The sequence below is a fragment of the Comamonas koreensis genome, assembly GCF_014076495.1.
Lineage (GTDB): Bacteria > Pseudomonadota > Gammaproteobacteria > Burkholderiales > Burkholderiaceae_C > Comamonas > Comamonas squillarum.
The window spans coordinates 1,138,476-1,163,096 of record NZ_CP043575.1 but is presented as its reverse complement, the minus strand read 5'-3'; the positions used below and the strand labels follow the sequence as shown (position 1 = coordinate 1,163,096).

The 24,621-nt window shown below is 64.1% G+C and carries 19 protein-coding genes and 2 pseudogenes; 16 read left to right on the top strand and 5 right to left on the bottom strand.

Going from position 1 to position 24,621, the window contains the following annotated elements; genetic code table 11:
- Window positions 1-26: 26 nt before the first annotated feature.
- The 3 genes from xrtH to htpG form a co-directional block, all read right to left on the bottom strand.
- Complete coding sequence (gene xrtH / locus F0Q04_RS05220) at window positions 27-578, bottom strand: exosortase H (RefSeq protein WP_116927747.1); 552 nt, start codon at window positions 576-578, stop codon at window positions 27-29.
- Between the two features lie 179 nt (window positions 579-757).
- Window positions 758-4,945, bottom strand: a complete 4,188-nt coding sequence (locus tag F0Q04_RS05215) for a DUF11 domain-containing protein (protein WP_182344814.1) — start codon at window positions 4,943-4,945, stop codon at window positions 758-760.
- A 997-nt stretch (window positions 4,946-5,942) separates the two neighbouring features.
- Window positions 5,943-7,892, bottom strand: a complete 1,950-nt coding sequence (gene htpG / locus F0Q04_RS05210) for a molecular chaperone HtpG (protein ID WP_116927745.1) — start codon at window positions 7,890-7,892, stop codon at window positions 5,943-5,945.
- Between the two features lie 410 nt (window positions 7,893-8,302).
- On the opposite strand from htpG, the gene F0Q04_RS05205 reads away from it, so the two are divergent.
- The 7 genes and pseudogenes from F0Q04_RS05205 to F0Q04_RS05175 form a co-directional block, all read left to right on the top strand.
- Window positions 8,303-10,450, top strand: coding sequence for a hypothetical protein (locus tag F0Q04_RS05205; protein WP_182344813.1), 2,148 nt, complete (start codon window positions 8,303-8,305; stop codon window positions 10,448-10,450).
- Between the two features lie 97 nt (window positions 10,451-10,547).
- Window positions 10,548-11,168, top strand: coding sequence for a hypothetical protein (locus F0Q04_RS05200; RefSeq protein ID WP_232539510.1), 621 nt, complete (start codon window positions 10,548-10,550; stop codon window positions 11,166-11,168).
- Window positions 11,168-11,839, top strand: coding sequence for a hypothetical protein (locus F0Q04_RS05195; protein ID WP_232539509.1), 672 nt, complete (start codon window positions 11,168-11,170; stop codon window positions 11,837-11,839). Before F0Q04_RS05200 ends, F0Q04_RS05195 begins: the two co-directional genes overlap by 1 nt.
- 12 nt (window positions 11,840-11,851) lie before the next feature.
- Window positions 11,852-12,343 carry a hypothetical protein gene (locus tag F0Q04_RS05190; protein ID WP_232539508.1) on the top strand — a complete coding sequence of 164 codons (492 nt, stop codon included), beginning with the start codon at window positions 11,852-11,854 and terminating at the stop codon, window positions 12,341-12,343.
- Window positions 12,340-13,155 carry a hypothetical protein gene (locus F0Q04_RS05185; RefSeq protein ID WP_232539507.1) on the top strand — a complete coding sequence of 272 codons (816 nt, stop codon included), beginning with the start codon at window positions 12,340-12,342 and terminating at the stop codon, window positions 13,153-13,155. The genes F0Q04_RS05190 and F0Q04_RS05185 overlap by 4 nt, the downstream gene beginning before the upstream one ends.
- Window positions 13,152-13,817: a hypothetical protein gene (locus F0Q04_RS05180; protein WP_232539506.1), complete on the top strand. Its 666-nt coding sequence runs from the start codon at window positions 13,152-13,154 to the stop codon at window positions 13,815-13,817. Before F0Q04_RS05185 ends, F0Q04_RS05180 begins: the two co-directional genes overlap by 4 nt.
- A 38-nt stretch (window positions 13,818-13,855) precedes the next feature.
- A pseudogene (locus F0Q04_RS05175) lies at window positions 13,856-14,114 on the top strand (amidase family protein); the annotation flags it as partial.
- Between the two features lie 37 nt (window positions 14,115-14,151).
- Here F0Q04_RS05175 and F0Q04_RS05170 read toward each other — a convergent pair.
- Window positions 14,152-14,604 (bottom strand): annotated as a pseudogene (locus tag F0Q04_RS05170) (ATP-binding protein); the annotation flags it as partial.
- 477 nt (window positions 14,605-15,081) lie between these two features.
- On the opposite strand from F0Q04_RS05170, the gene F0Q04_RS05165 reads away from it, so the two are divergent.
- From F0Q04_RS05165 to F0Q04_RS05130, 8 genes are all read left to right on the top strand, one after another.
- On the top strand, window positions 15,082-17,175 hold the full coding sequence (locus F0Q04_RS05165; RefSeq protein ID WP_182344811.1) for a hypothetical protein: 2,094 nt from the start codon (window positions 15,082-15,084) through the stop codon (window positions 17,173-17,175).
- A gap of 99 nt (window positions 17,176-17,274) precedes the next feature.
- Window positions 17,275-17,892, top strand: a complete 618-nt coding sequence (locus F0Q04_RS05160) for a hypothetical protein (protein WP_116926192.1) — start codon at window positions 17,275-17,277, stop codon at window positions 17,890-17,892.
- On the top strand, window positions 17,892-18,548 hold the full coding sequence (locus F0Q04_RS05155; RefSeq protein ID WP_232539505.1) for a hypothetical protein: 657 nt from the start codon (window positions 17,892-17,894) through the stop codon (window positions 18,546-18,548). The genes F0Q04_RS05160 and F0Q04_RS05155 overlap by 1 nt, the downstream gene beginning before the upstream one ends.
- A 13-nt stretch (window positions 18,549-18,561) precedes the next feature.
- Entirely contained in the window at window positions 18,562-19,053 is a 492-nt protein-coding gene (locus F0Q04_RS05150; RefSeq protein ID WP_232539504.1) for a hypothetical protein, read from the top strand.
- Window positions 19,050-19,865, top strand: a complete 816-nt coding sequence (locus F0Q04_RS05145; protein ID WP_182344809.1) for a hypothetical protein — start codon at window positions 19,050-19,052, stop codon at window positions 19,863-19,865. Before F0Q04_RS05150 ends, F0Q04_RS05145 begins: the two co-directional genes overlap by 4 nt.
- A complete protein-coding gene (locus F0Q04_RS05140) occupies window positions 19,862-20,527 on the top strand; it encodes a hypothetical protein (protein WP_116926190.1) in 666 nt (221 codons plus the stop codon). The genes F0Q04_RS05145 and F0Q04_RS05140 overlap by 4 nt, the downstream gene beginning before the upstream one ends.
- Window positions 20,528-20,610: 83 nt before the next feature.
- Window positions 20,611-21,912 carry an amidase gene (locus tag F0Q04_RS05135; protein ID WP_116926215.1) on the top strand — a complete coding sequence of 434 codons (1,302 nt, stop codon included), beginning with the start codon at window positions 20,611-20,613 and terminating at the stop codon, window positions 21,910-21,912.
- A 9-nt stretch (window positions 21,913-21,921) separates the two neighbouring features.
- Entirely contained in the window at window positions 21,922-22,380 is a 459-nt protein-coding gene (locus F0Q04_RS05130) for a hypothetical protein (RefSeq protein WP_116926189.1), read from the top strand.
- 78 nt (window positions 22,381-22,458) lie between these two features.
- On the opposite strand, the gene F0Q04_RS05125 is transcribed toward F0Q04_RS05130, so the two are convergent.
- The gene (locus F0Q04_RS05125; RefSeq protein WP_116926188.1) at window positions 22,459-24,069 is read right to left on the bottom strand and encodes a pseudouridine synthase; all 1,611 of its coding nucleotides are present in this window, start codon (window positions 24,067-24,069) and stop codon (window positions 22,459-22,461) included.
- A gap of 321 nt (window positions 24,070-24,390) precedes the next feature.
- Here F0Q04_RS05125 and F0Q04_RS05120 point away from each other — a divergent pair, with 321 nt between their 5' ends.
- The gene (locus F0Q04_RS05120; protein ID WP_116926187.1) at window positions 24,391-24,618 is read left to right on the top strand and encodes a hypothetical protein; all 228 of its coding nucleotides are present in this window, start codon (window positions 24,391-24,393) and stop codon (window positions 24,616-24,618) included.
- The last annotated feature ends 3 nt before the right edge of the window (window positions 24,619-24,621 follow it).

The window sequence follows — 24,621 nt, the reverse complement described above, 5'->3', positions numbered from 1 at the left end:
GTGCTTGCACTGCTGGCCGGTTCAGATCAGGCGGCTGCCAGCGTGGGCTCGGCCCCCGAGCCCGAGGGAGGCGGTTGGTCCGAGCCATCCTCGGCCCGCTTGGCGCGCTGGCCGGCACGCACCCAGACCAGCCAGACGACCAGCACGTCCAGCATGATCAGCGCCTGCCACAGGTACTCGTGGGCAAAGTTGAAGGCCGTCATGTTCCACTGGCCCAGGTAGAACAGGCTGATCACGCGCACGATATTGACCGCTTGCACCGCGATGAAGCCCAGCACCAGGCCGATGAGCTTGTGGCGCCAGCTCGAGGGGAAGGCCATGATGGCGGCAAACAACACAATGCAGGCCTCGATGCCATTGCAGCCGGCCTCGATCGACACGCCAAAATTGGTGGCATGGTTCCACAGCACCTTGCCTTCAGCGACAGCAGACTTGTCAAACCAGGTCACCAAAAAGGCGCAAATCTGCGCCAACATCGCCGTCCAGGGCTCGACCAGGTGCTTTTGCACCCAGCTGAGCATATTGAGACCAAACAAAGTGAGCTGCAGCCCCAGAAATACAAAAAAGAAGCGAACCATGGTACGTGCCTGCTGTCGTCGAAGTGGACGTAGGAGCAAATATAGCCGTTAAAGTTCTGGCCGGGGGAAATGCCTCTGTCAACAACTGCTGTTCCTGCGGCAAATCCCCCACGCAAAAAAAGCCGCGCATGGCTATGCGCGGCTGGGGTGCTGGAGGCAAATCCTATGGCATAGCCTTCTCAGCGGCGGCGTCCCAGTCGCAGTGCGGCCAGGCCAGCCATGGCCAGCGCCATCAGCAGCAGCGCCCCAGGGACCAAGGCAGGCACGGGCACTGCGGTCTGGTCACCGGGCCGGCCTTCGCCGCCGCCATTGTCCTTGCCAGCAATGGTTGTGGTCGCCGAGCTTTCGTTGTTGCTCGGGTCGCTATCGCCGGGCAGGTCCACCACGGCGGTATTGACCAGGCTGGCCGGGCCTTGCAGCGCGGCATCCACGGTGGTCTCCACCGTCAAGCTCACCGATGCACCCACGGCCAGCGGCTCCAGCACGCAGCCCAGCGTGCGGCTGCCTGCGTCAAAACGGCAGGCCGGCGAGGCTTGCACAAAGACCAGGCCTTCGGGCAAGACATCGGTCACGCTGGCTTCGCGGCTGTCGGCCGGACCGTTGTTCACAACGGTCAAGGTGTAGGTCAGCGCATCGCCTGCGGCGGCCTGGGCCTTGTCCACGGTCTTGCGCAGTGCCAGGTCCACCAGCGCCAGCGGCAGCTCGGTGCGGCTGTCGTTGTTGGACTCGTCGGTATCGCCGGGGCTCGTCAGGCGGGCGCTGTTGACCACAAGGGTCTGTCCTTCAGTACGCGACAGCAGCTTGGCGCTGAAGGGGAAAGCCACTTGCTCACCGGCATTGAGCGTGGTGATCTCGCAGCGCAAGGCGCGCGTGGCCTCGTCATAGCTGCAGCCGGCAGGGGCCGCGCCTTCCAGCGCCAGGCCTTCGGGCAGCACATCGCTGACGACCGCCTGGCCGTTCACCAGGTCATTGCGCGGGCTGGCTGCCGGGTCTTCCTCGTTCTTCACCGTCAAGGTGTAGGCGATCAGATCGCCCACATCAACGGCACTGGTGGCCGAACTGGTCTTGGTCAGCGAGAGATCCACATAGCGCAGCTTGTCCAGCTCTTCGGGCGAGATTTGCGCCGGGTCATAGGTGGAGGTACGGTCCGTGGTCTGGTTGTTCTTGCTGACATCCATGCCGCCCAGCACTTCCACATCGGCCGCCACCGTCGCGCGGTGGTTGACGGTGCCTACGGCGCGGCCATCGAGCAGCGCAGCGGGCTCCATCGTGAACTTGATCGCCACCGATTCATTGGGCGCCAACCAGGGGAAATCACAGACCAGACTGCCCGCCAGCGCACCGGCGGCCGGCACGGTACAGCTGTCCAGGCCAATGCGGCTATCCCCATTGGCCAGTTGCACGCTGTCGAGCGAGACAAAGCGGAAGTCGGCCGTCGATCCCGCTGCCGGGAACTGGTCCACCATCTGCACGCCCGTCGCATAGGACTGCGATGCACCGCTGTTGGTCACCGTGATCGTGTACTGGGTCTTGCCGGTGTCCAGCGGGATGCCGTCATGGGTATGGCGCATGTTCACCAGCACATCGACCTGGGGCTTGTCCAGCGGCACCGTTTCGTTGGCGCTGTTGTTGCCCAGGTCCGTCTCCGGCGTGACCGAGGCCACGAGGACGCTGTTGTCCAGCTGAGGCGGGTAGTCCTTGGCGCGTGAGCGCAGCTGGTAGCTGACCGTCTTTTGCGCGTTCTCGGCGACCGCATCGGTCCAGACGCAGGTCATCGTGCGGTTGGCTTCGGTGATCTCCAGGCCGGCGGCAAACGTGGCGCCGCCGCTCAAGCTGCAGCTGCCACCGCTGATGCTGGGCGCAGAGCCCACCAAGATGGTGTCAAGCGGCAGGCGATCAGTCACGCGAACCTGGCGCGCCTGCGAGGGGCCGCTGTTCTTGGCCGTCAAGGTGTAGGTGATCGCCTGGCCGGCGGCAGCGCTCTCGGGTGCGGCCTGCTTGGTCACGGTCAGATCGGTCAGTGCTTCGAGCACTACCGAGGCCTGCGCACGGTTGTTGGCGGTGTTGAACTCCGCCGTATCGGGCGAGCGCACATCGGCCACATTGACGATGGTGTTGGTCTGCGTGGCATCGTCCTGGGGGTCCACATACTGGCGCGCCTTGATGACGACCAGATACTCAACATCCGGGTCGGCAGGCAGGTTGCGCAGGGTGCAGCTGACGGTCGCAGACTTCTGGTGGTTGTCACCCGAAATGCTGCAGCCCTCCGAGGTGGCAGCGTTGCCCGCCTTCAAACCCTGCGCCTGGCCCTGCGGCACCTCAGGCATTTGCACCTCGGCCGTCAGATAGCGGCTGTTGTCATAGGTTTTCACCCCCAGTACGCCGGCGCCGGCGTCGGTCAGCAGGTTGCCGATGACATCGGTCACCGTGACGGTTTGCGCAGCCTGCAGGTCTAGATTGCGCCCATTCTCAGGCACATCGTTTTTCACGCGCAGGGTGTAGACCACCTCGGCACCCGAGGCCTTCGCGCCACCGGTGATCGCGGCGGACTTGCTGATCGACAGGTCGGCCTGGCGCTCCGATATGTTGACTTTGTTGCTGCTCACGATCTGGCCCAGCGGCGCACCGTCACGCCCCTGCATACCCTCCAGTGCAGCGCCGTTGGCGATGGAGGCAAACTGGCCGTTTGCCGCATCGATGTGGGCCACCACATTGAGCAGGAGCTCAGAGGTGCTGCCAGCCGCAATGCCGCCGCTGAAGGTGCAGGTCAGCAATTTCCCCAGTTCGGTGGCCGTGCTGCTTGCGGGGCTGCAGACCCAGGGAGACCCAGCGGCAACGCCCAGAAACTGCAGTTGGCCGTCGAGCTGGTCGGTCACCGTCATGGTCTGGCCGGGCAGCACATCCAGCGGCCCATTGTTCTTGATCTTGATCGCGTACTGGTATTGCTGGCCGGAGGCAATCACCGACGCCGTCGTGCTTTTGCTCAGCGCCAGATTGACCTTGTTGCTGACCAGCACGCTCGCCTGCGCCTGGTTGTTGGCGCCCACATTGGCCAGCGGCTCATTGCTGGCCGAGACCTCGGCCGAGTTGTTGATGACACTCTCTGCCCCCACCGAAGACACGTCCACCAAGGCTTTGACGGTGATTTGCGGCAGGTTCGGGGTAAAAGCACCGCTGTACTGGCAGCGAACGATTTGCGCGTTGTTGCTGCACACCCAGTCGTTGCCAGTCGCACCGACGAACGTGACACCGGCAGGCAGGGTGTCGGTGACGACAATGTCCCGCGGCACCAGCTCTCCGGCGACCCGCTTGGCGCTGAGCGTGTAGGTCACCGGCACAGGCGCGCTGGCCTGCTTGTCCAGCACCTTGGGGTTGACGACCTTGGTGAGCGCCATGTCCAGGTTCACATTGGGCTGCACCTGGATCTGCACATCATCGGTGTTGTTGTCAGGGTCGGCATCCAGAAACAGCTGACCGGTGGCGGTCTCACCTGACACCGACACCGCACTGACCACCTGGCCGCCGCTGGTCTTGACCAGCAAAGGCACGCTCAGCAGCGGCAAATCCTGGCCACGGCCGACCGACTGGCCAGCGGGCACGGTGTAGCTGCAGCTCCATACCGGCACGGGCTGGTTGGCGCTGGTGTCATCAGCCAGCTTGCACACCCAGCCATTGCCGCCAGGGCTGCCCTGGAACTCGGTGCCCTCGGGCTGTGGAAAACGCAGTTGGGCCTTTTCACCCGCCTTGAGCGCAAAGGCATAGGGCGAGTCGGCATTGCGCACCTGCAGCTGGTAGTCGACCTTGTCGCCCTGGGTGTGGCTTGCGCCATTCACCGGCGCGAGGATCTGCACAGCCAGATCGGCGCGTTCGTAGGTGGTGATGGTGCGCTCGATGCGGCTGTGGTTCGGAGCCGCCTCGCCCGCATCCGGATCCGCGTTGTCGGGGCTGGAGGCAGACGCCTGCGCCGTCCAGTCCGTCCCCGCGCTGGGCAGCTTGACGCGGAAGTCCACCGCGACAAAATCGGTCGCCGTCACCAACGCAAGATTGCATGTCAGCGCAGCGCCTGCCTCGATGGTGTCGCCGGCCTGGGGCAGCGGCCGGGCACATTGCACGCCGGCGGGCGCGACGATTTCCTGAAAAATGGCGCCCGCAGGCAGCTGCTGCAGCAGCGACACATTGGCGACCTCGCCGCTGCCGCCATTGAGCTTGACCTTGGCGCGGTAGACAAAGTCGGCGCCCACCGGGCCATCGACCGAACCGCTCTCGGCAACGGCCCCGGTCTGGGCGACAAAGGCGTCATGGTTCACAAAGATGTCGTAGCGGGTCGACTGCGCAGCGGCCATCGCCGGCAGCAGACCAGAGACCAAGGCAAAGGCAACGCTGCACCGCAGGGGGCTGCGTAGCGGCGGCGATCGATACGGGAGTAACACTTTCAATGTCCTGTTTAAAAAGGCAAAGCTCCGCCCTCTCCTGAAAAAAACAGAGATAACGGCTTGCGTGTTCAGTGAAATAAAAGATTTCCGCTAAATACCAAAGATTTTCTGAGCGATCACAGCGATAACACCCAGTGGTAGTAACGGATTCTTAAGATCCTGCTGTACCTGACAACAAGGGCTGCGAATGTAGCACCGACCATTCACCTATATATGCAATAAACTTTTAATAAATTTATTGAATATATAAAAATGATGCACCAAAACGATGCAGACCGGGCCATAGCATTTCCGGTCCAGCGTTGGGCCGCTGGTATGCGCTGCTGCCTCTGCGCTCCCGCAGGCATGCCGTGGGCGTTGAAGGCATGCGCTGCCCAGTGATGCACACGCAGCGCCGCTGTGCATGCAGCCGCGCTGAAGAGATAAAACCGCAATAAATTGATTTATCTAGCAAATAACAGATCTAGAGCAGACGGTGGCGGCTCGAAGAGACAACCAGAGCCAAAGCGATGTGCGCGGTATCAAGGTCCGCGATGGGGCACAAGTTTTCTTGCGGTAGCGTTTTTTGAACTCTCTTGGCATGCAGGCACTCAGGATAAAAACAATTTGACACAAAATTAAAACACCCCGATGCGGCAGCTGCTGGTCCTCAAGATGCATCGCCGTCGATATGTCAACAATTCTTAACTTTGATTTTGTCGGGTATTATGGAATTATTTACCACTGAAAGTTAGCACTTCCCTCGTGATAAAAAGCAAATAATCCATCGATATTCACAAAAAAGAATAAAAACCACACACCATTGCCAGCAATGGCTGGCATGAAATTCCCACCCCGTTTCTGCAGGGGCCAACCCGCTGCCAGGCCTCAGATAAAAAAATCCCCGCCCGGCTTTTCAACCGGCGGGGATTTTCATTCGGTGGGTGCGGCTTTATGCCAGCAGTGCATTGACCCGTTTGACATAGGCGGCAGGGTCGTCGGGCAAACCGCCTTCGGCCAGTACCGCCTGGTCAAACAGGATCTGGGCCAGGTCGTGGAAGTGCACCGAGCCGTCCAGCTTCTTGACCAGCGGGTGCTCCGGATTAACCTCCAGCACCGGCTTGGACTCGGGCGCTGGCTGGCCCGCCTGCTTGAGCAGGCGCGCCAGTTGCAGGCTCATGCCGCTGTCCGAGACCACGAGGCAAGCGGGCGAGTCCACCAGGCGGCTGGTGGCACGCACGTCGTCTGCCCGGTCCTTCAAGGCTTCCTTGAGCTGGGCCAGCACCGGCTTGAAGGCTTCGGCGGCTTCTTCGGCCGCTTTCTTCTCTTCCTCGTTTTGCAGCTTGCCCAGATCGACAGCGCCCTTGGCCACCGATTGCAGCGGCGTGCCGTCAAAGTCCTGCAGGAAGTTCAGCGCCCACTCGTCGACCCGGTCGGTCATCAGCAGCACCTCGATGCCCTTTTTCTTGAACACTTCAAGCTGCGGGCTGCTCTTGGCGGCGGCCAAGGTGTCGGCGGTGATGTAGTAGATGGCGTCCTGCCCCTCTTTCATGCGCGCCTTGTAGTCGGCAAACGAGGTGTTCAGGCCGTCGTGGGTGGTCGATGCAAAGCGCAGCAGCTTGGCGATGCGCTCCTTGTTGCCCATGTCCTCGCCCAGGCCTTCCTTGAGCACCGCGCCAAACTCGCTATAGAAGCGGCTGTATTTGCCTTCCTTGGCCTTGTCGTCTTCGCTGACCACATCCACCACGCCATCGCTGCCTTCGGCATCGGCCTGGGGCTTGTCGTGGCGGGCCAGGTCTTCGAGCATAGCCAGCACGCGCTTGACCGAGCCATCGCGGATCAGGCGCACATCGCGGCTTTCCTGCAGCAGCTCGCGGCTCACGTTCAGCGGCAGGTCGGCCGAGTCGATCACGCCTTTGACAAAGCGCAGGTACTGCGGCATCAGCGCCTGGGCATCGTCCATGATGAAGACGCGCTTGACGTAGAGCTTGATGCCCGCGTGCTTGCCCTGCTGGTACAGGTCAAACGGCGCCTTGGCGGGGATGTAGAGCAGCTGCGTGTACTCGGTATTGCCTTCGACCCGGTTGTGGCTCCAGGTCAGCGGGTCTTCGTAGTCGTGGCTGATGGCCTTGTAGAAGTCCTGGTACTGCTCGGGCGTGATGTCCTTCTTGGCACGGGTCCACAAGGCGCTGGCCTTGTTCACGGTTTCCCACTCGCCGGTCTTAGCCATCTCGCCGGGCTGGTCGTTCTCACCCTCTTTCCATTCTTCCTTTTCCATCAGGATGGGCAGGCTGATGTGGTCGGAGTATTTGGCAATCACTTCCTTGAGCTTGTAGCCGTTCAAGAAGTCCTGCGCGTCCTCGCGCAGGTGCAGGATGATGCTGGTGCCGCGCTGGGCACGGTCGATCTGCTCGACCTCGAAGTCGCCCATGCCGCCGCTGGTCCAGCGCACGCCTTCCGAAGCCTGGGTCCCCGCGCGGCGCGACTCGACGGTGATCTTGTCGGCCACGATGAAGCCCGAGTAAAAGCCCACGCCGAACTGGCCGATCAGCTGCGAATCGGCCTTCTGGTCGCCACTGAGCTTGTCCATGAAGGCCTTGGTGCCGCTCTTGGCAATCGTGCCCAGGTTGTCGATGGCCTCTTGCGTGGTCATGCCGATGCCGGTGTCGGTGATGGTCAAGGTCTTGGCCTTGCTGTCATAGGACACGCGCACTTCTAGATCGGGCTGGTCGCCGTACAGACCGCTGTCATTGAGCGCTTCAAACCGCAGCTTGTCGCATGCATCCGACGCATTGGAGATCAGCTCGCGCAAAAAAATCTCCTGGTTCGAATACAGCGAATGCGTCACCAGGTGGAGCAATTGGGCCACTTCGGCCTGGAAGGAATGGGTTTTTTTGGTCATGGGAGGTCAATCTTCATCAACACAGATCAAGGGCCTATATGGGTGCGGGCCGCGCCGTTTCAAGCTATACCGTCATTTTAGGAATTGTTTATCCAAACAATCTATATCAAGCAAAGATTTATGACATAGATCGCTGATAAATGATCATGATCACCCGTAGAGCAGATATTCAATTTCCTTTATGCACACCATCACATCTCATTGTTATTTCCCCTGACACACTTAACGTTGTGTATCAAATTTTGACATTTGATTGGTGGCATCCACGCAAAATAAATCCAACGTTAGTTAACACCTAATTACAAATGAATGTTGTTGAGCGGCATCCCTTGTGCAGCGGCACTGGATTCTTCCAGGCGTTTACAGGGCTTGCCGCTTGGGGGATGTTGGTGCTGGTGCTTGGTGGGCATGTGCCCCTAGCCCAAGCACAGAGCGATCAGGCAGTCAGTGCCCAGGTGGAGTCACTGAGCGCTGCCCAGGCAGAGCAGGCCCGGCTGCGCGCCCTCGTGGAGGCGGCGCCCGCCGCCTACGAGGACAACTTCATGAGCGCCGATGAACTGACGGCCCTGCGGGCCGCTGAAGCCGACGAGCTAGACCCCAGCACTTTGCCGCTGGGGCTGCGCAGCTGGGTGCTGGAGAGCCGCCTGGGCGTCGCCCAGTCCGACAATGGGGAGCTGGGCAGCAAGCGCGGCATCGAGCTGGGCCAGCGCATCCAGTACCGCCAGCAGACGCTGAACTATGGCGAGTGGCTGCTGCAGGCCGATGTGCGCAGCATGCATGGCGGCCAAGACGCCTTCAATGGCATTGGCGCCCTGGGCTATGCCCGCCAATCCAGCAGCCAGCGCATCACCGTGCAGAACCTGGCTATCCCCCTGACACCGGGCATCCGCATGGATACCACCATCGGTGACGGCTACAGCGAGCTGACCCGGGGCCTGGGCCAGAACTACCGCCTGATGCTGGGCACCAGCACCTTGCGCGGCCTCTCGACCCGAATCTATGGCGCGGACTTTGACATCAGCGCCGGCATGGGCCAGCGCGGCGACCTGCTTGGCGGCCCCTACCCCGGCTTCGAAAAAAGCCAGGGCACGCTCGCCTGGGTGGGCGCCACCCAGCGCCTGGGCGGCGCCTGGTATGCCGCAGGGCAGCTGAACCAGGCCAACCATATCCCCGCCGTGGACTACGGCCTGAGGAACGACCCAGGCAGCGGCAGCAAGCGGGTCAGCAGCTGGGCTGCAGCACTGGGCTATGGATCGCCCACGCAGCAGGACGGCGCATTGCGCGGCCGACTGACCGCGCTGGGCAGCAGCACAAGCAGCGATTCGGCACAAACCCCATCTGGCAGCGCACAAGGCCTGTACCTGGAGGCAGACACCAAGCTGGGCCGCTACCGCCATACCTGGGGTGCCTATGTGACCCGCCCCAATCTGCATTTTGGTGACTACCTGCTGCCCTCGGGCACGCAGGGCGCCTACTGGCGCATGGACCACAGCACCAGCCGCATGAGCTGGGGCACGGGGGTGGATGTGGAGCGCATGCGCGCGAGCAACTGGCCGGCCCAGCAAGGCCAGACCCGCGTGGGGCTGAGCGGCAATCTGCACTACCAGCTGGACCGCCGAACCGCGCTGGGCGGCAACCTTAACGTCTACCAAACCCGCTATGCAGGAGACGGCCAGGGTGGCGGCCTCGATGGCAAGATGCGCAGCCTTTATGCCTATGCCTTCTACCAGACCCGCTTTGGCGAACTGCCACGCTCGCGCTTCAGCCTGAGCCTGCGCAGCAATGAGCAGATTGTGCTGGGTGACGGCACCGCCACCGGGCGCGAGCTGCAGTGGGAGCAGGACTGGATCAGCGCCCAGCGCGAGACCATGCGCCCCGAGCTGGTCACCACCTTGGGCTGGGCCGATGACCGCAGCAACGGCAGCCACCAGCGCTACCCCACGGCCGGGGTACAGGGCCGCTACTGGGCCAGCAACAGCCTGAGCTTTTTCGGCAACCTGCGCTACACCTCGCAAAGCGGCGGGCTTTTCACCAGCCGGGGCCTGTCGGGCAACTTTTCGGCCGAAAAGCAGTGGGGCAACGGCTGGAGCATGGGCCTGGGCGTGCTGCTCAACCAGGCGCGCCTGGCCACCACCCAGGTGCTCAGCTGGACCAGCCCGCAAATCTACCGCAGCAACGACAAGACCGCCTATGTCTATCTGCGCTGGGAAGGCGGCACCGGCCGGCCCTTTGCCGTGGCCGGTGGCATGCCTGGCAATGGCAGCGGCAGTGTCGCTGGCCGCGTGTTTTATGACGCCAACAAGGATGGCCGCATCCAGGCCGATGAGTCAGGAGCGCAGGGCATCGAGGTGGTGCTGGACGGCCGCTACCGCAGCACCACCGATGCCGAAGGGCGTTTCTTTTTCCCGATGGTTGGCGTAGGCCGCCATCAGCTCAGCCTCACGCTCGACAGCGTGCCCCTGCCCTGGGGCGCAGCCGACGGCACGGTACTGAGCGTTGATGTTCCGTTGCGTGGCGAAGCCAACGCCGAGATCCCCATCACCAAGGTGGAGGAATAACCATGCAGCAGAACCCAGGCCCCCGATTGCGCACCCCGTGCACGGTGTGGGCCAAACCCCGGCGCCCAGGCGCTTGCTCTCTTGAAAGACTCGAACCATGAAACACCCAAAATTGAAAGCATTGGCGCTGGGATCTGCCCTGGCACTGGCCTACGCCGGCCATGCCTTGGCAGAAAGCCAATACGGCTTCTCCTCGGCCGGTACGGGCACCGTGACCGCCACCGCCAAGGTCAACCTGAGCGTGGTGATCCCCAAGCTGATCCTGCTCAAGGTGGGTTCCAGCAATGCCGTCCAGGACACCGTCACCTGGAACGCAACGCTGACCATTCCGCCCACCCCCGGCACCACGCCCACGGCCACCGCCAACAACGTCCAGGTGCCCTGGGATGGCACCGCGCCCACCGTGGCCGTCACCCCTACAGGCAACGTGCTGTCGGTGGCTGCCTGGACCAATGCCGGCACTGCCAACATCAATTGCGCCGTGGGTGCCTGGAGCCCGGCCGCTGGCGGCCCACCCAATGCCAACTTCACCGTGACAGCAGCAGGTGCAACGCCGGTGCCCCATCCCGGCGCCAACCTGGGCGCATGCGCATCCACCACGCTCACCCCCAACACCTTGTTGAGTGGCACCTGGACCTATGCGCTGACCGGCACGGCCACCGCCTGGAGCGCCGGCACCTACACCGGCTCCGTCACCTATACGGCGACAGGCGTCTGATGCGCAAGCGCGATGCAACCACCGCCGCGCGTGCCGCCCGGCGGGCAGCACGCGCACCGCTGAGTGCGGGGCTGGTACTGCTCGCCTGCGGCATCACGGTGCCCGCCAACGCCGTCATCATCACGGTCAGCGACAGCGCAAGCACCGCCAACTACGCGCTGTCGCTGCAGGTGGGATCTGCTGCCGGTACCGATACGGTGCAGTTCAATGTCTCAGGCAACAATGCGGGCCTTACACCCACCGCCGTCACCGGCTCACCCGCCATTGATATCTCGGTCACGCCGGTGCGCCCGATCATTGCTTCGGAAGTCGCCCGACCCGTCACCTTGCGGGTGGACTCCAGCGCCGGCCTGGTCTGCCAAAGCGGCACCTGTGGCAGCACCGTCATCCCGTTCAGCAAGATCAGCTGGACGGTCAGCAACAGCAGTGGCTCGGCAGCCGGAGATATTCAGAGCGGTCAGTTCAACGGTGCGACCAACCAACAGATCGCCAGCTTCAACGCCAATGCCAACATCTGCTCGATTCCGATCATCATTCTTTGTCTGGGCACCTGGACGTACCAGACGCGCAACATGAATGCCACGCGCATGACATTCAGCTATGCCAACGACACGTTCTACCCGGCAGGGACCTACCGGGGCACGGTGTATTTCACCGCGTCGATGGAATAAGGAGACGGGTCCATGCCCAGCTTTCGCCTTCGCTGTTGTGCTGCTCTATTGGCCATGGCCGGCGCCTGCGGCCAAGGCGCCCATGCCCAGGCCACCCGTCTGGACGACTCCAGCTCCCCACGTCCCCTGATCAACTCGGATTTTCGCAATGCGCAGATGCTGGATCCGAACACCATCAGCCTGCCTTTCGGACATGTGGAATACCGCTTGGCCACCGCCGCCTATGTGGGCAAGCAGGCCCGCATTTACTACGTCATCCCGTTGGCGGTAGCTGGCCTGCGCTCGCCCATGGGCATGCAGGTGCAATGGCGCAGCAGCGGGCTGTTCCAGGGCGGCATGGGCCGGCCCGGCGACCGCGTGCTGGTCTGGAGCGGCGTGGTGCGTGCGCCCTGGATCACCGAGAGTTTTGACTTGCAGTTGCGCCTAGACCAACGCCAGTTGCAGATGGGCCTGGGCGGCAGCCTGCGCTTTGAATCCTATTTTGAGATAGAGACCCAGCCATGACCGTTTTCCGCTTTTTCCGCCACTCGCTGTCCCTGGCCTTGCCCCTGGTCAGTTGCCTGACCCATGCCGCCCCGTTCGAGATGGCGATCGCCCCGTCGCGCTTTGAGCTGAATACCAAAAACGGCGAGCGCATTGGCCAGTCCATTGACCTGCACAACCTGGGCTCGGCCGCCACCGCCTTGTCGGTACGGACCCTGGACTGGAGCTACTCGGCCGAAGGTCAGATCAGCTACCACGACGAGTTGCTGCCCGGCAGCTGCCGCCCCTGGGTGGCACTGGAGCGCCGCACCGTCAAGGTACCGGCGCAGACCAAGCAGGCCTTTCGCTTCCAGATCACGCCGCCGGCCGATGCGCCGCGTGGTGAATGCCGCTTCATGATCGCCATCGAAGGGGTGGAGCCCGCCCAGCAGACCATCATCCAGAGCGGGGGCGCCAGCCTGAGTCTGCCGGTCACCGGCCGCATTGCCGTGGCCGTCTATGTGATGCTGGGCGGCGCCGAGCCCAAGCTCGAAGTCGAGCAGATCGGCATGCGCGACATTGCCGGCAAGCGCAGCCCTGCCATCACCGTGCGCAACAGCGGTGATGCCCATGGCCGCCTCGAAGGCACGGTGGACGCCAAGGATGCCAAAGGCCGCGACTTTATGCTGGCCGTGGAAGGCACCCCCATCATGCCCGGCCAGACCCGCCACCTGGCCCTGGTACCCAAGGGCGAAGATGGACAGCCTGCCATTCAGCCCAGCTACCCGATCAAGGCCAGAGGCCTGCTGGACTGGGACAAGGGCAGCTTCAAGCTGAACGCGGATTTCCAATGAACACGCAGCGCTGCCCGCTGAAGCTGTTGCGCCATGCGCTGCTGCCATTGGTGCTGACTGCCCTGTGCCCAGCGGCGCAGGCAGGCAGTGCCACCTCCGGCACCGGCAACCTGCCACGCAACACCCCGGCTGTGGCGCTGAACTTTTCCATCCAGATCGACAAGTATGTGTTTTTCCGCATCGGCGATGGCGCCTGGCCCACACCCGGCGGCACCACCTCACAGGTGGGTTTTAACCTAAGCCCCACCATTCCTGCGGTACCCATCACGCCCATCAATGGCAACAACACCGCCGTCAACTGGAACGGCGCAGCGCCCACATTTGCCGTCACCGCCAGCGGCAATGTGCTGCCGGTCGAGGTGCGCAGCAATGGCGGCCAGGTCAGCGTCTATGCCACGGTCACCACCCCGCTGACCAGCGGCAGCAACACCATTCCGATGAACATGGTCAGCATCACCAGCAGCGACGCGGCCCTGCCGGCTCCCACCCTTCCGGCCAGCGGCACCGGCACCAGCGTCAATGTCACCGGGGGCGGCACCGGCACAGTCAACAGCCTGGTCACCATCCGGACGGCCAACTGGACCTTTGGCTACAACAGCGCCATCAGTCGCACAGCCGGCAATTACAGTGGGCAGCTGAGCTTTACCGCGTCCGTGCCTTGAGACTACTGCAGCGCCTGCGATAGACGCTGCAAGCCCTGGTGTCGGTCAAGGACCTGCTCGATGTGGCTGGTCAGGTGACCACCGCCGGCGTGGTGATCGTCGGCAAGACGAATATGACGGAGTTCGCGTTCTCGGGCGTGGGCATCCCCCCATTTCGGCACACTGGGCAATGCAGCCGATGTGCTGCACATCCCCGGCGGCTCCTCCTCGGGTGCCGGTGTCAGCTTCGGCCGGGGCCTGGTCGATATCGTCATTGGTTCGGACACCGGCTGCTCGGTGCGCATCCCCGCCGCCTTAAGTCGCCCATGCCGCCGCTGGTCCAGCGCACGCCTTACGATGCCTCTGCACCTGCGCGACGCGACTCGACGGTGATCTTGTTGGCCACGATAAAGCCGCAGTAAAAGCCCACGCCAAACTGGCCGATCAGCTGCGAATCGGCCTTCTGGTCGCCACTGAGCTTGTCCATGAAGGCCTTGGTGCCGCTCTTGGCAATCGTGCCCAGGTTGTCGATGGCCTCTTGCGTGGTCATGCCGATGCCGGTGTCGGTGATGGTCAAGGTCTTGGCCTTGCTGTCATAGGACACGCGCACTTCCAGATCGGGCTGGTCGCCGTACAGTCCGCTGTCATTGAGCGCTTCAAACCGCAGCTTGTCGCATGCATCAGACGCATTGGAGATCAGCTCGCGCAAAAAGATCTCTTGGTTCGAATACAGCGAATGCGTCACCAGGTGGAGCAGCTGGGCCACTTCGGCCTGGAAGGAATGGGTTTTTTGGTCATGGGAGCTCAGTCTTCATCAACACAGATCAAGGGCGTATATGGGTGCGGGCCGCGCTGCTTCAAAGCGTGCTGCTATTTAATAAATTGTTATATGAATTATCTATAGCAAAAATAGATTTATGACATGGCGTGCTCATAACTGATCACAATCACCGCGCCTGGAACGCTTCAAACTTCTTTACATAGAGTGGATCTCCACTTTGTCATCTCCTCTGACACACTTAACGTTAAGTATCAGAATCTGACAATTGATTGATTCCACCCAAGCAGAATATTTGCAACGAAAGTTAACTCCTAATTACAAATGAAAGTTGTTCTGCGGCACCCCCTTCACAGTGGCACGTGCCCCCGCCCGTCGCTGGCGGGGCATGCCGCATGGGCAATGCTGCTGGCAGCCGGACTGCAAACCACCGCTCGTGCACAAACCCAGAGTGAGACAGCCTCCGGTGCCCGCGCCGGTGCCCACGCCGGTGCCCAGGTAGAGTCATTGAGCCCCGCCCAGGCAGAACAAGCCCGGCTGCGCGCCCTCGTGGAGGCGGCGCCCGCCGCCTACGAGGACAACTTCATGAGCGCCGATGAACTGACGGCCCTGCGGGCCGCTGAAGCCGACGAGCTAGACCCCAGCACTTTGCCGCTGGGGCTGCGCAGCTGGGTGCTGGAGAGCCGCCTGGGCGTCGCCCAGTCCGACAATGGGGAGCTGGGCAGCAAGCGCGGCATCGAGCTGGGCCAGCGCATCCAGTACCGCCAGCAGACGCTGAACTATGGCGAGTGGCTGCTGCAGGCCGATGTGCGCAGCATGCATGGCGGCCAAGACGCCTTCAATGGCATTGGCGCCCTGGGCTATGCCCGCCAATCCAGCAGCCAGCGCATCACCGTGCAGAACCTGGCTATCCCCCTGACACCGGGCATCCGCATGGATACCACCATCGGTGACGGCTACAGCGAGCTGACCCGGGGCCTGGGCCAGAACTACCGCCTGATGCTGGGCACCAGCACCTTGCGCGGCCTCTCGACCCGAATCTATGGCGCGGACTTTGACATCAGCGCCGGCATGGGCCAGCGCGGCGACCTGCTTGGCGGCCCCTACCCCGGCTTCGAAAAAAGCCAGGGCACGCTCGCCTGGGTGGGCGCCACCCAGCGCCTGGGCGGCGCCTGGTATGCCGCAGGGCAGCTGAACCAGGCCAACCATATCCCCGCCGTGGACTACGGCCTGAGGAACGACCCAGGCAGCGGCAGCAAGCGGGTCAGCAGCTGGGCTGCAGCACTGGGCTATGGATCGCCCACGCAGCAGGACGGCGCATTGCGCGGCCGACTGACCGCGCTGGGCAGCAGCACAAGCAGCGATTCGGCACAAACCCCATCTGGCAGCGCACAAGGCCTGTACCTGGAGGCAGACACCAAGCTGGGCCGCTACCGCCATACCTGGGGTGCCTATGTGACCCGCCCCAATCTGCATTTTGGTGACTACCTGCTGCCCTCGGGCACGCAGGGCGCCTACTGGCGCATGGACCACAGCACCAGCCGCATGAGCTGGGGCACGGGGGTGGATGTGGAGCGCATGCGCGCGAGCAACTGGCCGGCCCAGCAAGGCCAGACCCGCGTGGGGCTGAGCGGCAATCTGCACTACCAGCTGGACCGCCGAACCGCGCTGGGCGGCAACCTTAACGTCTACCAAACCCGCTATGCAGGAGACGGCCAGGGTGGCGGCCTCGATGGCAAGATGCGCAGCCTTTATGCCTATGCCTTCTACCAGACCCGCTTTGGCGAACTGCCACGCTCGCGCTTCAGCCTGAGCCTGCGCAGCAATGAGCAGATTGTGCTGGGTGACGGCACCGCCACCGGGCGCGAGCTGCAGTGGGAGCAGGACTGGATCAGCGCCCAGCGCGAGACCATGCGCCCCGAGCTGGTCACCACCTTGGGCTGGGCCGATGACCGCAGCAACGGCAGCCACCAGCGCTACCCCACGGCCGGGGTACAGGGCCGCTACTGGGCCAGCAACAGCCTGAGCTTTTTCGGCAACCTGCGCTACACCTCGCAAAGCGGCGGGCTTTTCACCAGCCGGGGCCTGTCGGGCAACTTTTCGGCCGAAAAGCAGTGGGGCAACGGCTGGAGCATGGGCCTGGGCGTGCTGCTCAACCAGGCGCGCCTGGCCACCACCCAGGTGCTCAGCTGGACCAGCCCGCAAATCTACCGCAGCAACGACAAGACCGCCTATGTCTATCTGCGCTGGGAAGGCGGCACCGGCCGGCCCTTTGCCGTGGCCGGTGGCATGCCTGGCAATGGCAGCGGCAGTGTCGCTGGCCGCGTGTTTTATGACGCCAACAAGGATGGCCGCATCCAGGCCGATGAGTCAGGAGCGCAGGGCATCGAGGTGGTGCTGGACGGCCGCTACCGCAGCACCACCGATGCCGAAGGGCGTTTCTTTTTCCCGATGGTTGGCGTAGGCCGCCATCAGCTCAGCCTCACGCTCGACAGCGTGCCCCTGCCCTGGGGCGCAGCCGACGGCACGGTACTGAGCGTTGATGTTCCGCTGCGTGGCGAAGCCCACGCCGAGATCCCCATCACCAAGGTGGAGGACTGACCATGCAGCAGATCCCAGGTCCGACGCGCGTTATTTGCGATGCACGGCATGGACCGAACTTGTGCGCCAACATGCGCTTCTTTCTTCGAGGACTTTGATATGAAACACCCAAAATTGAATGCACTGGCCCTGGGCACCGCTCTGGCTCTGGCCTGCACCGGCCATGCCCTGGCTGAGAGCCAGTACGGTTTCGCCGCCACCGGCAGCGGCACCGTGACCGCCACCGCCAAGGTCAACCTGAGCGTGGTCATCCCCAAGCTGATCTTGCTCAAGGTCGGCACCACCAATGCCACGCAGGACACCGTCTCCTGGGCCGCCTCGCTGACCATTCCCGGCACACCGGCAACCACGCCCACGGCCACGGCCAACAATGTCCAGGTGCCCTGGGATGGCACCGCCCCGACGGTGACGACGACCGCCTCCGGCAATGTGCTGAATGTGGCCGCCTGGACCAATGCCGGCTCGGCCACCATCAACTGCGCCATGGGCACCTGGAGCGCCACCGGCGGCCCAGCCAATGCCAGCTTTACCGTCACCTCCGGCGGCACCACGCCGCTGCCCCACCCCGGCGCCAACCTGGGCTCCTGCGCTTCCACCACCATCTCGACCAACACCTTGATGAGCGGCACCTGGACCTATGCACTGACCGGCACGGCCAGCAGCTGGACGGCGGGCACCTACACCAACGCCGTCACCTACACGGCCACGGGCGTCTGATGCGCAAGCGCGATGCAACCACCACCGCCCGCGCCGCCTTGCAGGCAGTGCGCGCACCGCTAAGCGCGGGGCTGGTGCTGCTCGCCTGCGGCATCAGCGTGCCTGCCAACGCCGTGATCACCACCGTCAGCGACAGTGGCAGCAGCTATGCGCTGTCGCTGCAGGTGGGGTCTGCTGCCGGGGTGGACACCGTGCAGTTCAATGTCACCGGGAACAACGTGGGCCTCACGCCCACGCCTGTGACGGGTACGCCGGCGATTGATATCTCGGTCACGCCGATGCGGCCTGTTTCCACCTCATCCACCGCCAGACCGGTGACAGTGCGGGTGGACTCCAGCGTTGCACTGGCCTGTGTCAGCGGCCCCTGTGGCGGCACCAACATACCGTTCAGCAAAATCAGCTGGACCAGCACTGGCAACGGCAGTGGTGGCGATATCCAGAACGGTCAGTTCAGCGGCGTGGCTAACCAGCAGCTAGCCAGCTTCAACGCCAATGCCACCTTCTGCTCGTTCCCGCTCATTATTTTTTGCTTGGGCTGGACCTACCAGTCCAATGCGATAAGCGCCACGCGTTTGACGTTCAGCTATGCCAACGACACGATCTACCCGGCAGGCACCTACCAGGGCACGGTGTACTTCACCGCGTCGATGGAATAAAGGAGGCTCGCGCATGCCACGTTTTCGCTTTCCGTGCTTCAGCGTCTTGCTGGCAGCCGCATGCGCCTGGGCCCCAGGCGCGTATGCACAGGCCATCCGGCTGGATGATTCCACCTCCCCCCGGGCCCAGGTCAACGCTGATTTCCGCCAGGCGCAGATGCTGGACAACCAGACCATCAGCCTGCCCTTTGGGCATGTGGAATACCGCCTGGCCACCGCCGCCTATGTAGGCAAGCAGGCGCGCATTTACTACGTCATTCCGCTTGCCGTGGCGGGTCTGCGCTCGCCCGCGGGCATGCAGGTGCAGTGGCGCAGCAGCGGCCGTTTCCAGCCCGGCATGGGCCGCCCCGGTGACCGGGTTCAGGTCTGGACCGGTGTGGTGCGCACCCCCTGGATCACCGAAAACTTTGACCTGCAGCTGCGCATTGACCGCCGCGAGCTGCAAATCGGCCAAGGCGGCAGCCTGCGCTTTGAATCCTATTTTGAAATCGAGACCCAGCCATGAGCTTTTCCTCCTTCGTGCGCCGTTCTCTGGCCCTGACCCTGCCGCTTATCGCCTGCCTGGCGCAGGCAGCACCGTTCGAGATGGCGGTCTCCCCATCGCGCTTTGAGCTCACCGCCAAGAGCGGCGAGCGCCTGGGCAAGTCCATCGATCTGCACAACCTGGGCTCGGCCGCCACCGCTCTGTCGGTGCGTACCCTGGACTGGAGCTATTCGGCCGACGGCCAGATTACCTACCATGACGAGCTGCTGCCCGGCAGCTGCCGCCCCTGGGTGGCGCTGGAGCGCCGCACCGTCAAGGTCCCCGCGCAGACCAAGCAGGCCTTCCGCTTCCAGATCACACCTCCGGCCGATGCGCCGCGTGGCGAATGCCGCTTCATGATCGCCATTGAAGGGGTGGAGCCGGCCCAGCAGACCATCATCCAGAGCGGGGGCGCCAGCCTGAGTCTGCCGGTCACCGGCCGCATTGCCGTGGCCGTCTATGTGATGCTGGGCGGCGCCGAGCCCAAGCTCGAAGTCCAGCAGATCGGCATGCGCGATATCGCCGGCAAACGCAGCCCCTCCATCACCGTGCGCAATACCGGCGACGCCCATGGCCGGCTCGATGGCACGGTCGATGCCAAGGATGCGCAGGGCCGCAGCTTTATGCTGGCCGTTGAGGGCACGCCCATCATGCCCGGCCAGACCCGGCACCTGGCCCTGGTGCCCAAGGCCGAGGATGGCCAGGCGGCCCTGCAACCGAGCTACCCCATCAAGGCCAGCGGCCTGCTGGACTGGGACAAGGGCAGCTTCAAGCTGAATGCGGATTTCCAATGAGCACGCAGCGCTGCCCGCTCCACCGACTGTGCCTGGCGCTGTGGCCCCTGGCGCTGGCCGCTGCCAGCAGCAGCGCGCAGGCAGCCAGTGCGACCTCGGGCACTGGCAACCTGCCGCGCACTACACCCGCGGTAGCGCTGAACTTCTCCATCCAGATCGACAAGTTTCTGTTCTTCCGCATCGGCGACGGCGCCTGGCCCACGCCGGGCGGCACCACCTCGCAGGTCGGCTTCAGTTTGAGCCCGTCCATCCCTGCGGTGCCCACCACCCCGACCACAGGCAACAACACGGCCGTGAACTGGAATGGCACCGCGCCCACCTTTGCGGTCGCCGCCAGCGGCAATGTGTTGCCCGTGGAGGTGCGCAGCAATGGCGGACAGGTCAGCGTGTTCGCCACCGTCACCACCGCGCTGACCAGCGGCGCCAACACCATTCCGATGAATATGGTCAGTATCACCAGCAGCGACGCAGCCCTGCCGGCGCCCACCATTCCCGCCAGCGGCACCGGCACCAGCGTCAATGTCACAGGCGGCGGCACGGGCACGGTCAATAGCCTGGTCACCATCCGCAATGCGAACTGGACCTTTGCCTACAACAGCGCCATCAGCCGCACCGCCGGTAATTACAGCGGGCAGCTGAGCTTTACCGCGGCCGTGCCTTGAGGGATTCCCAGCGCCGCCATACGGATCGGCGCGCAGTTATTGGTTACGATGGCAATCCCATCAGATTTTTGAACGATTTCGCCATGCCTACCAGCGCCGAACGCCTTGCCCAAAGCCTGCAGACCCTGACCGCGCTGGGCGACGAGGCGCAGCGCATCTTCACCCAGCTCTACCCCAAGTCCGCCCAGGAAGCGGCGCAGGCCGCAGACCAGCGCGCCGCGCGCGGCCTGTCGCTGGGCCCGCTGGACGGCAAGCTCGTGTCCATCAAGGACCTGCTCGATGTCGCAGGCCAGGTGACCACCGCCGGCGCCGCCATGCGCCGCCGCAGCGCCCCGGCCGCGCAGGATGCGCCGGTGGTGCAGCGCCTGCGCGCCGCAGGTGCAGTGATCGTGGGCAAAACCAATATGACGGAGTTTGCGTTCTCGGGCGTGGGCATCAATCCCCATTTCGGCACGCCGGGCAATGCCGCCAACGCGCTGCACATCCCCGGCGGTTCGTCCTCCGGTGCCGGGGTCAGCGTGGGCCGGGGACTGGTCGATATCGCCATTGGCTCGGACACCGGCGGCTCGGTGCGCATTCCGGCCGCCTTCAATGGGGTCACCGGCTTCAAGCCCACGCAGGCGCGGGTCTCGCGTGACGGGGCATTTGCGCTGTCCTACACGCTCGATGCGCTGGGCCCGCTGGCCCGCACGGTGGCCGATTGCGCGGCCGCCGACGCCACCATGGCCGGCGCCACCCCCCAGCCGCTGCCCCAGCGCAGCCTGCGAGGCCTGCGCATTGGCCTGCCCCAGGGCCTGCCCTGGACCGACTGCAGCGACGAGGTGCTGGCCCAGACCGACAATGCCATCGCTGTGCTGCAGGCGCAGGGCGCCGCCTTCCGCAAGCTGCCCTGGCAAGATTTGATGGCCGCCCCTGCACAGCTGCAAAGCGAAGGCACCCTCATTGCGGCCGAGGCCGCCGCCATCCACCAGCAGGCGCTGGTGAGCGCGCGCGATGCCTTTGACCCGCGCGTGCTCTCACGCATGGACAAGGGCCGAGCCTTGAGCGCGCCCTACTACATCCAGCTGCTGCAACAGCGCCAGCAATGGATGGCGCAGATGGATGCCGCCATGCAGGAGGTGGACCTGCTGCTGCTGCCCACCATCGCCATCACCGCACCGCGCATTGCGCCGCTGCTGGACGACGACAGCGCCTTCTTCGCGGCCAATGCGCTGATTTTGCGCAACACCTCGATCTTCAATTTCTACGACCTGCCGGCCATCTCGCTGCCGCTGCCCCGCTCTGCGCGCAGCCTGCCGGTCGGCCTGATGCTGGTGGGCGCGCGCATGCAGGATGCCCACTTGCTGGCCCTGGCCGCCGCTGCCGAGCAGGCGCTGGCGCAGTAAGGCCGCAGCATGGGACGCGCAAGCCTGCAATGGACCGATGAGATGCTGGCCGCGCTAGGGACGGACAAGGATGCGGTACTGGCCGAGCGCTGGGGCACCAGCGCCAAAACCGTGAACCTCAAGCGCAACAGCCTGGGCATTGCCGCCTTTGGCCATGTGGCATGGACGCCGGAGATGCTGGCCGCGCTGGGCCAGGAAAGCGATGCCAGCCTGGCCACGCAATGGGGCATCAGCAAGGCCAGCGTCGTGGCCAAGCGTGGATCCCTAGGCATTGCCCCGCTGGACAGCAGCCGGGGCAAGCACAGCCAGCACAGCTGGCAGCCCAACGAAGTGATGCTGCTGGGCACCGCATCCGATGCCGATGTGGCCACGCAGCTGGGTCTGACGGTGGCGGCGGTACGCAATGCCCGCATGGCCCGAGGTATCGCACCGGCCCGCCCCCAAAAACCACCCATCGCAAAAAGCTAACCCCTCCAAGGCCCGTGAAGGCCAGAGAGGGGTTCATGCAGCGCTGCAAACCCAAGGCTTGCGGCGGCGGATCAGTGCTTAAAACTCTTCGTTTTCGCCCAGGTAACGCCACTGCCCCACGGGCAGATTGCCCAGCACCACCTTGCCAATGCGGATGCGCTTCAAGCCCACGACAAACAGGCCCACGGCCTCGCACATGCGGCGGATCTGGCGCTTCTTGCCCTCGCGCAGCACAAAGCGCAGCTGCTCGGGGTTCTGCCATTCCACACCCGCGGGCAGCAAGGCCTCACCGTCCAGCGACAGGCCGTGGCGCAGCAGCGCGAGCTTGTCGTCGGGGAAATGCCGCTGCACATCCTGGTCCACCGCACCATAGGTCACGCGCACCAGGTATTCCTTCTCGACCTCGGAGTCCTCGCCAATCAGGTGCTTGGCAATGCGGCCGTCCTGGGTCAGCACCAAGAGGCCGACCGAATCGATATCCAGGCGGCCGCAAGGGGCCAGGCCCTTGAGCTGGCTGAAGTTGAAACGGGTCTTGCTGTGGTCCTCGCGCCAGTGGTTGGGCGGATTGAGCAGCACCATCGCCGGCTCATGGCCATCTTCGGCCTGGCCGCTGACATAGCCCATGGGCTTGTTGATCAGGATCGTCACCTGCTGGGCCTGCAAGTCCTGCGCCTCGCGCTGGATCTCGATCTTGTCGGTCAACTCGACCATCTGGCCCATCGTCGCGATGTCGCCATTGACCAGCACCCAGCCATTCTCGATCCAGGCATCGCCCTCGCGGCGCGAGCATAGACCCAGGTCGGACAGGCGCTTGTTCACGCGCACCTGGCCTTCGGCCTTCAACTGCTCATTCTGGGCCTGGGCCTTGGCGGTCTGCATCGTGCGCTGGGGCGCATCGGCACGCCAGACGTTGGACGGCATCTCGCGGCGCGGGGCATCCCGGCGTGGTGGGCCGTCCCGGTGTGGCGCTTCGTCGCGTGGGCGCTCCGAGCGGAAGCCATCCTGGCGTGGGCCGGCGCCAAAGGAACGGGGTCCGCCCATGCGGGGGCCGTCCGAGCGGGGGCCAAAGCCACGGGGGCCTTCGTTGCGGCGGTCATCCTGGCGGGGGCCAAAGCTACGTGGGCCCTCGTTACGGCGGTCGTCCTGGCGTGGGCCTGCGGGTCGGCGGCCATCCTGCCGCGGGTCGCGCGATCCAGCACCTACGGAGACAAAGTCACCGCGCCCGGCATAGGGGCGCCCGGCGTAGGGGCGCCCAGCATCCGGGCGACCTGCATAAGGGCGCGCATCGTCACGGCGGCCACCGTCAGCGCGGTCGCCAAAACGACGGTCCTGGCCATAGCCACCACCGCGTGCCTCACCACGGCCAAAACCGCCATCGCGGTCCGGCCTATCGCGGTCCGGCCAGCTGTCTCTGCTGCCACGCTCACCCCGGTTGTCGCGCGCATCGCGGCTATCACGACCATCACGGCTGTCCCTGCCGCCTCGGTTGTCGCTGAATCGGCTGTCGCCGCCAGGACGGGGCCCTGTGGGGCGCGGGCCACCAGCTGAACGCGGACGGTCCGCACCCGGCCCTCCGTCACGGCCACGCGCAACAGGTGCAGGCGCGGGTTTGCGGGTCAGGGTAAGTTTTTTGCGGCCTTCGCCATCGTCGGCGGCAGGCGTATCAGCAGGAGAGCGGGGATTTGACATAGCCCGCCATTGTCGCGTGTCTTGCCATTCCAAGCTGCGCGCACGGCTATGAAGCCTGTGGACAAGTCTGTGCAGAACTGCCAGCGCGCGGCATTGGCCCCGGCCGGTGCGTTTACAACTTGCACCGGTTTTTACGGAAAACCCCGGCCAGGGGCTCGATCGCCTCCGCCCAGCCCTGCTGGTGTGAACGCCGTAGCCCCAGCCTGCGAGGGCGCAGCCGATATGCATCCGAATGCATACAGATGTGAGCACTGCAAACCAGCCAGAAAAACTTCAATTATTGGGGCGTAGCATGGGCTTATCTATTTTTAGGAGATTCCCATGGCACAAGCACCGTCCTCTCTTTCATCGCAAAAGGCGCTGCGCTGGCTGCCCGCGCTGGCCCTGGTGCTGGGCGCCGCGGCGCTGAGCGGCTGCGACAAGGGCGCCTCGACCGCGCCGATGCCGCGCGCCACCCCGGATAACACCACGCCCGGTGGCTCCATGCCCGCACCGCCACCAGCAGGGGCGACGCCCGAGACGCCAGCGGCCCCGGCCACCAAGCCATAACAG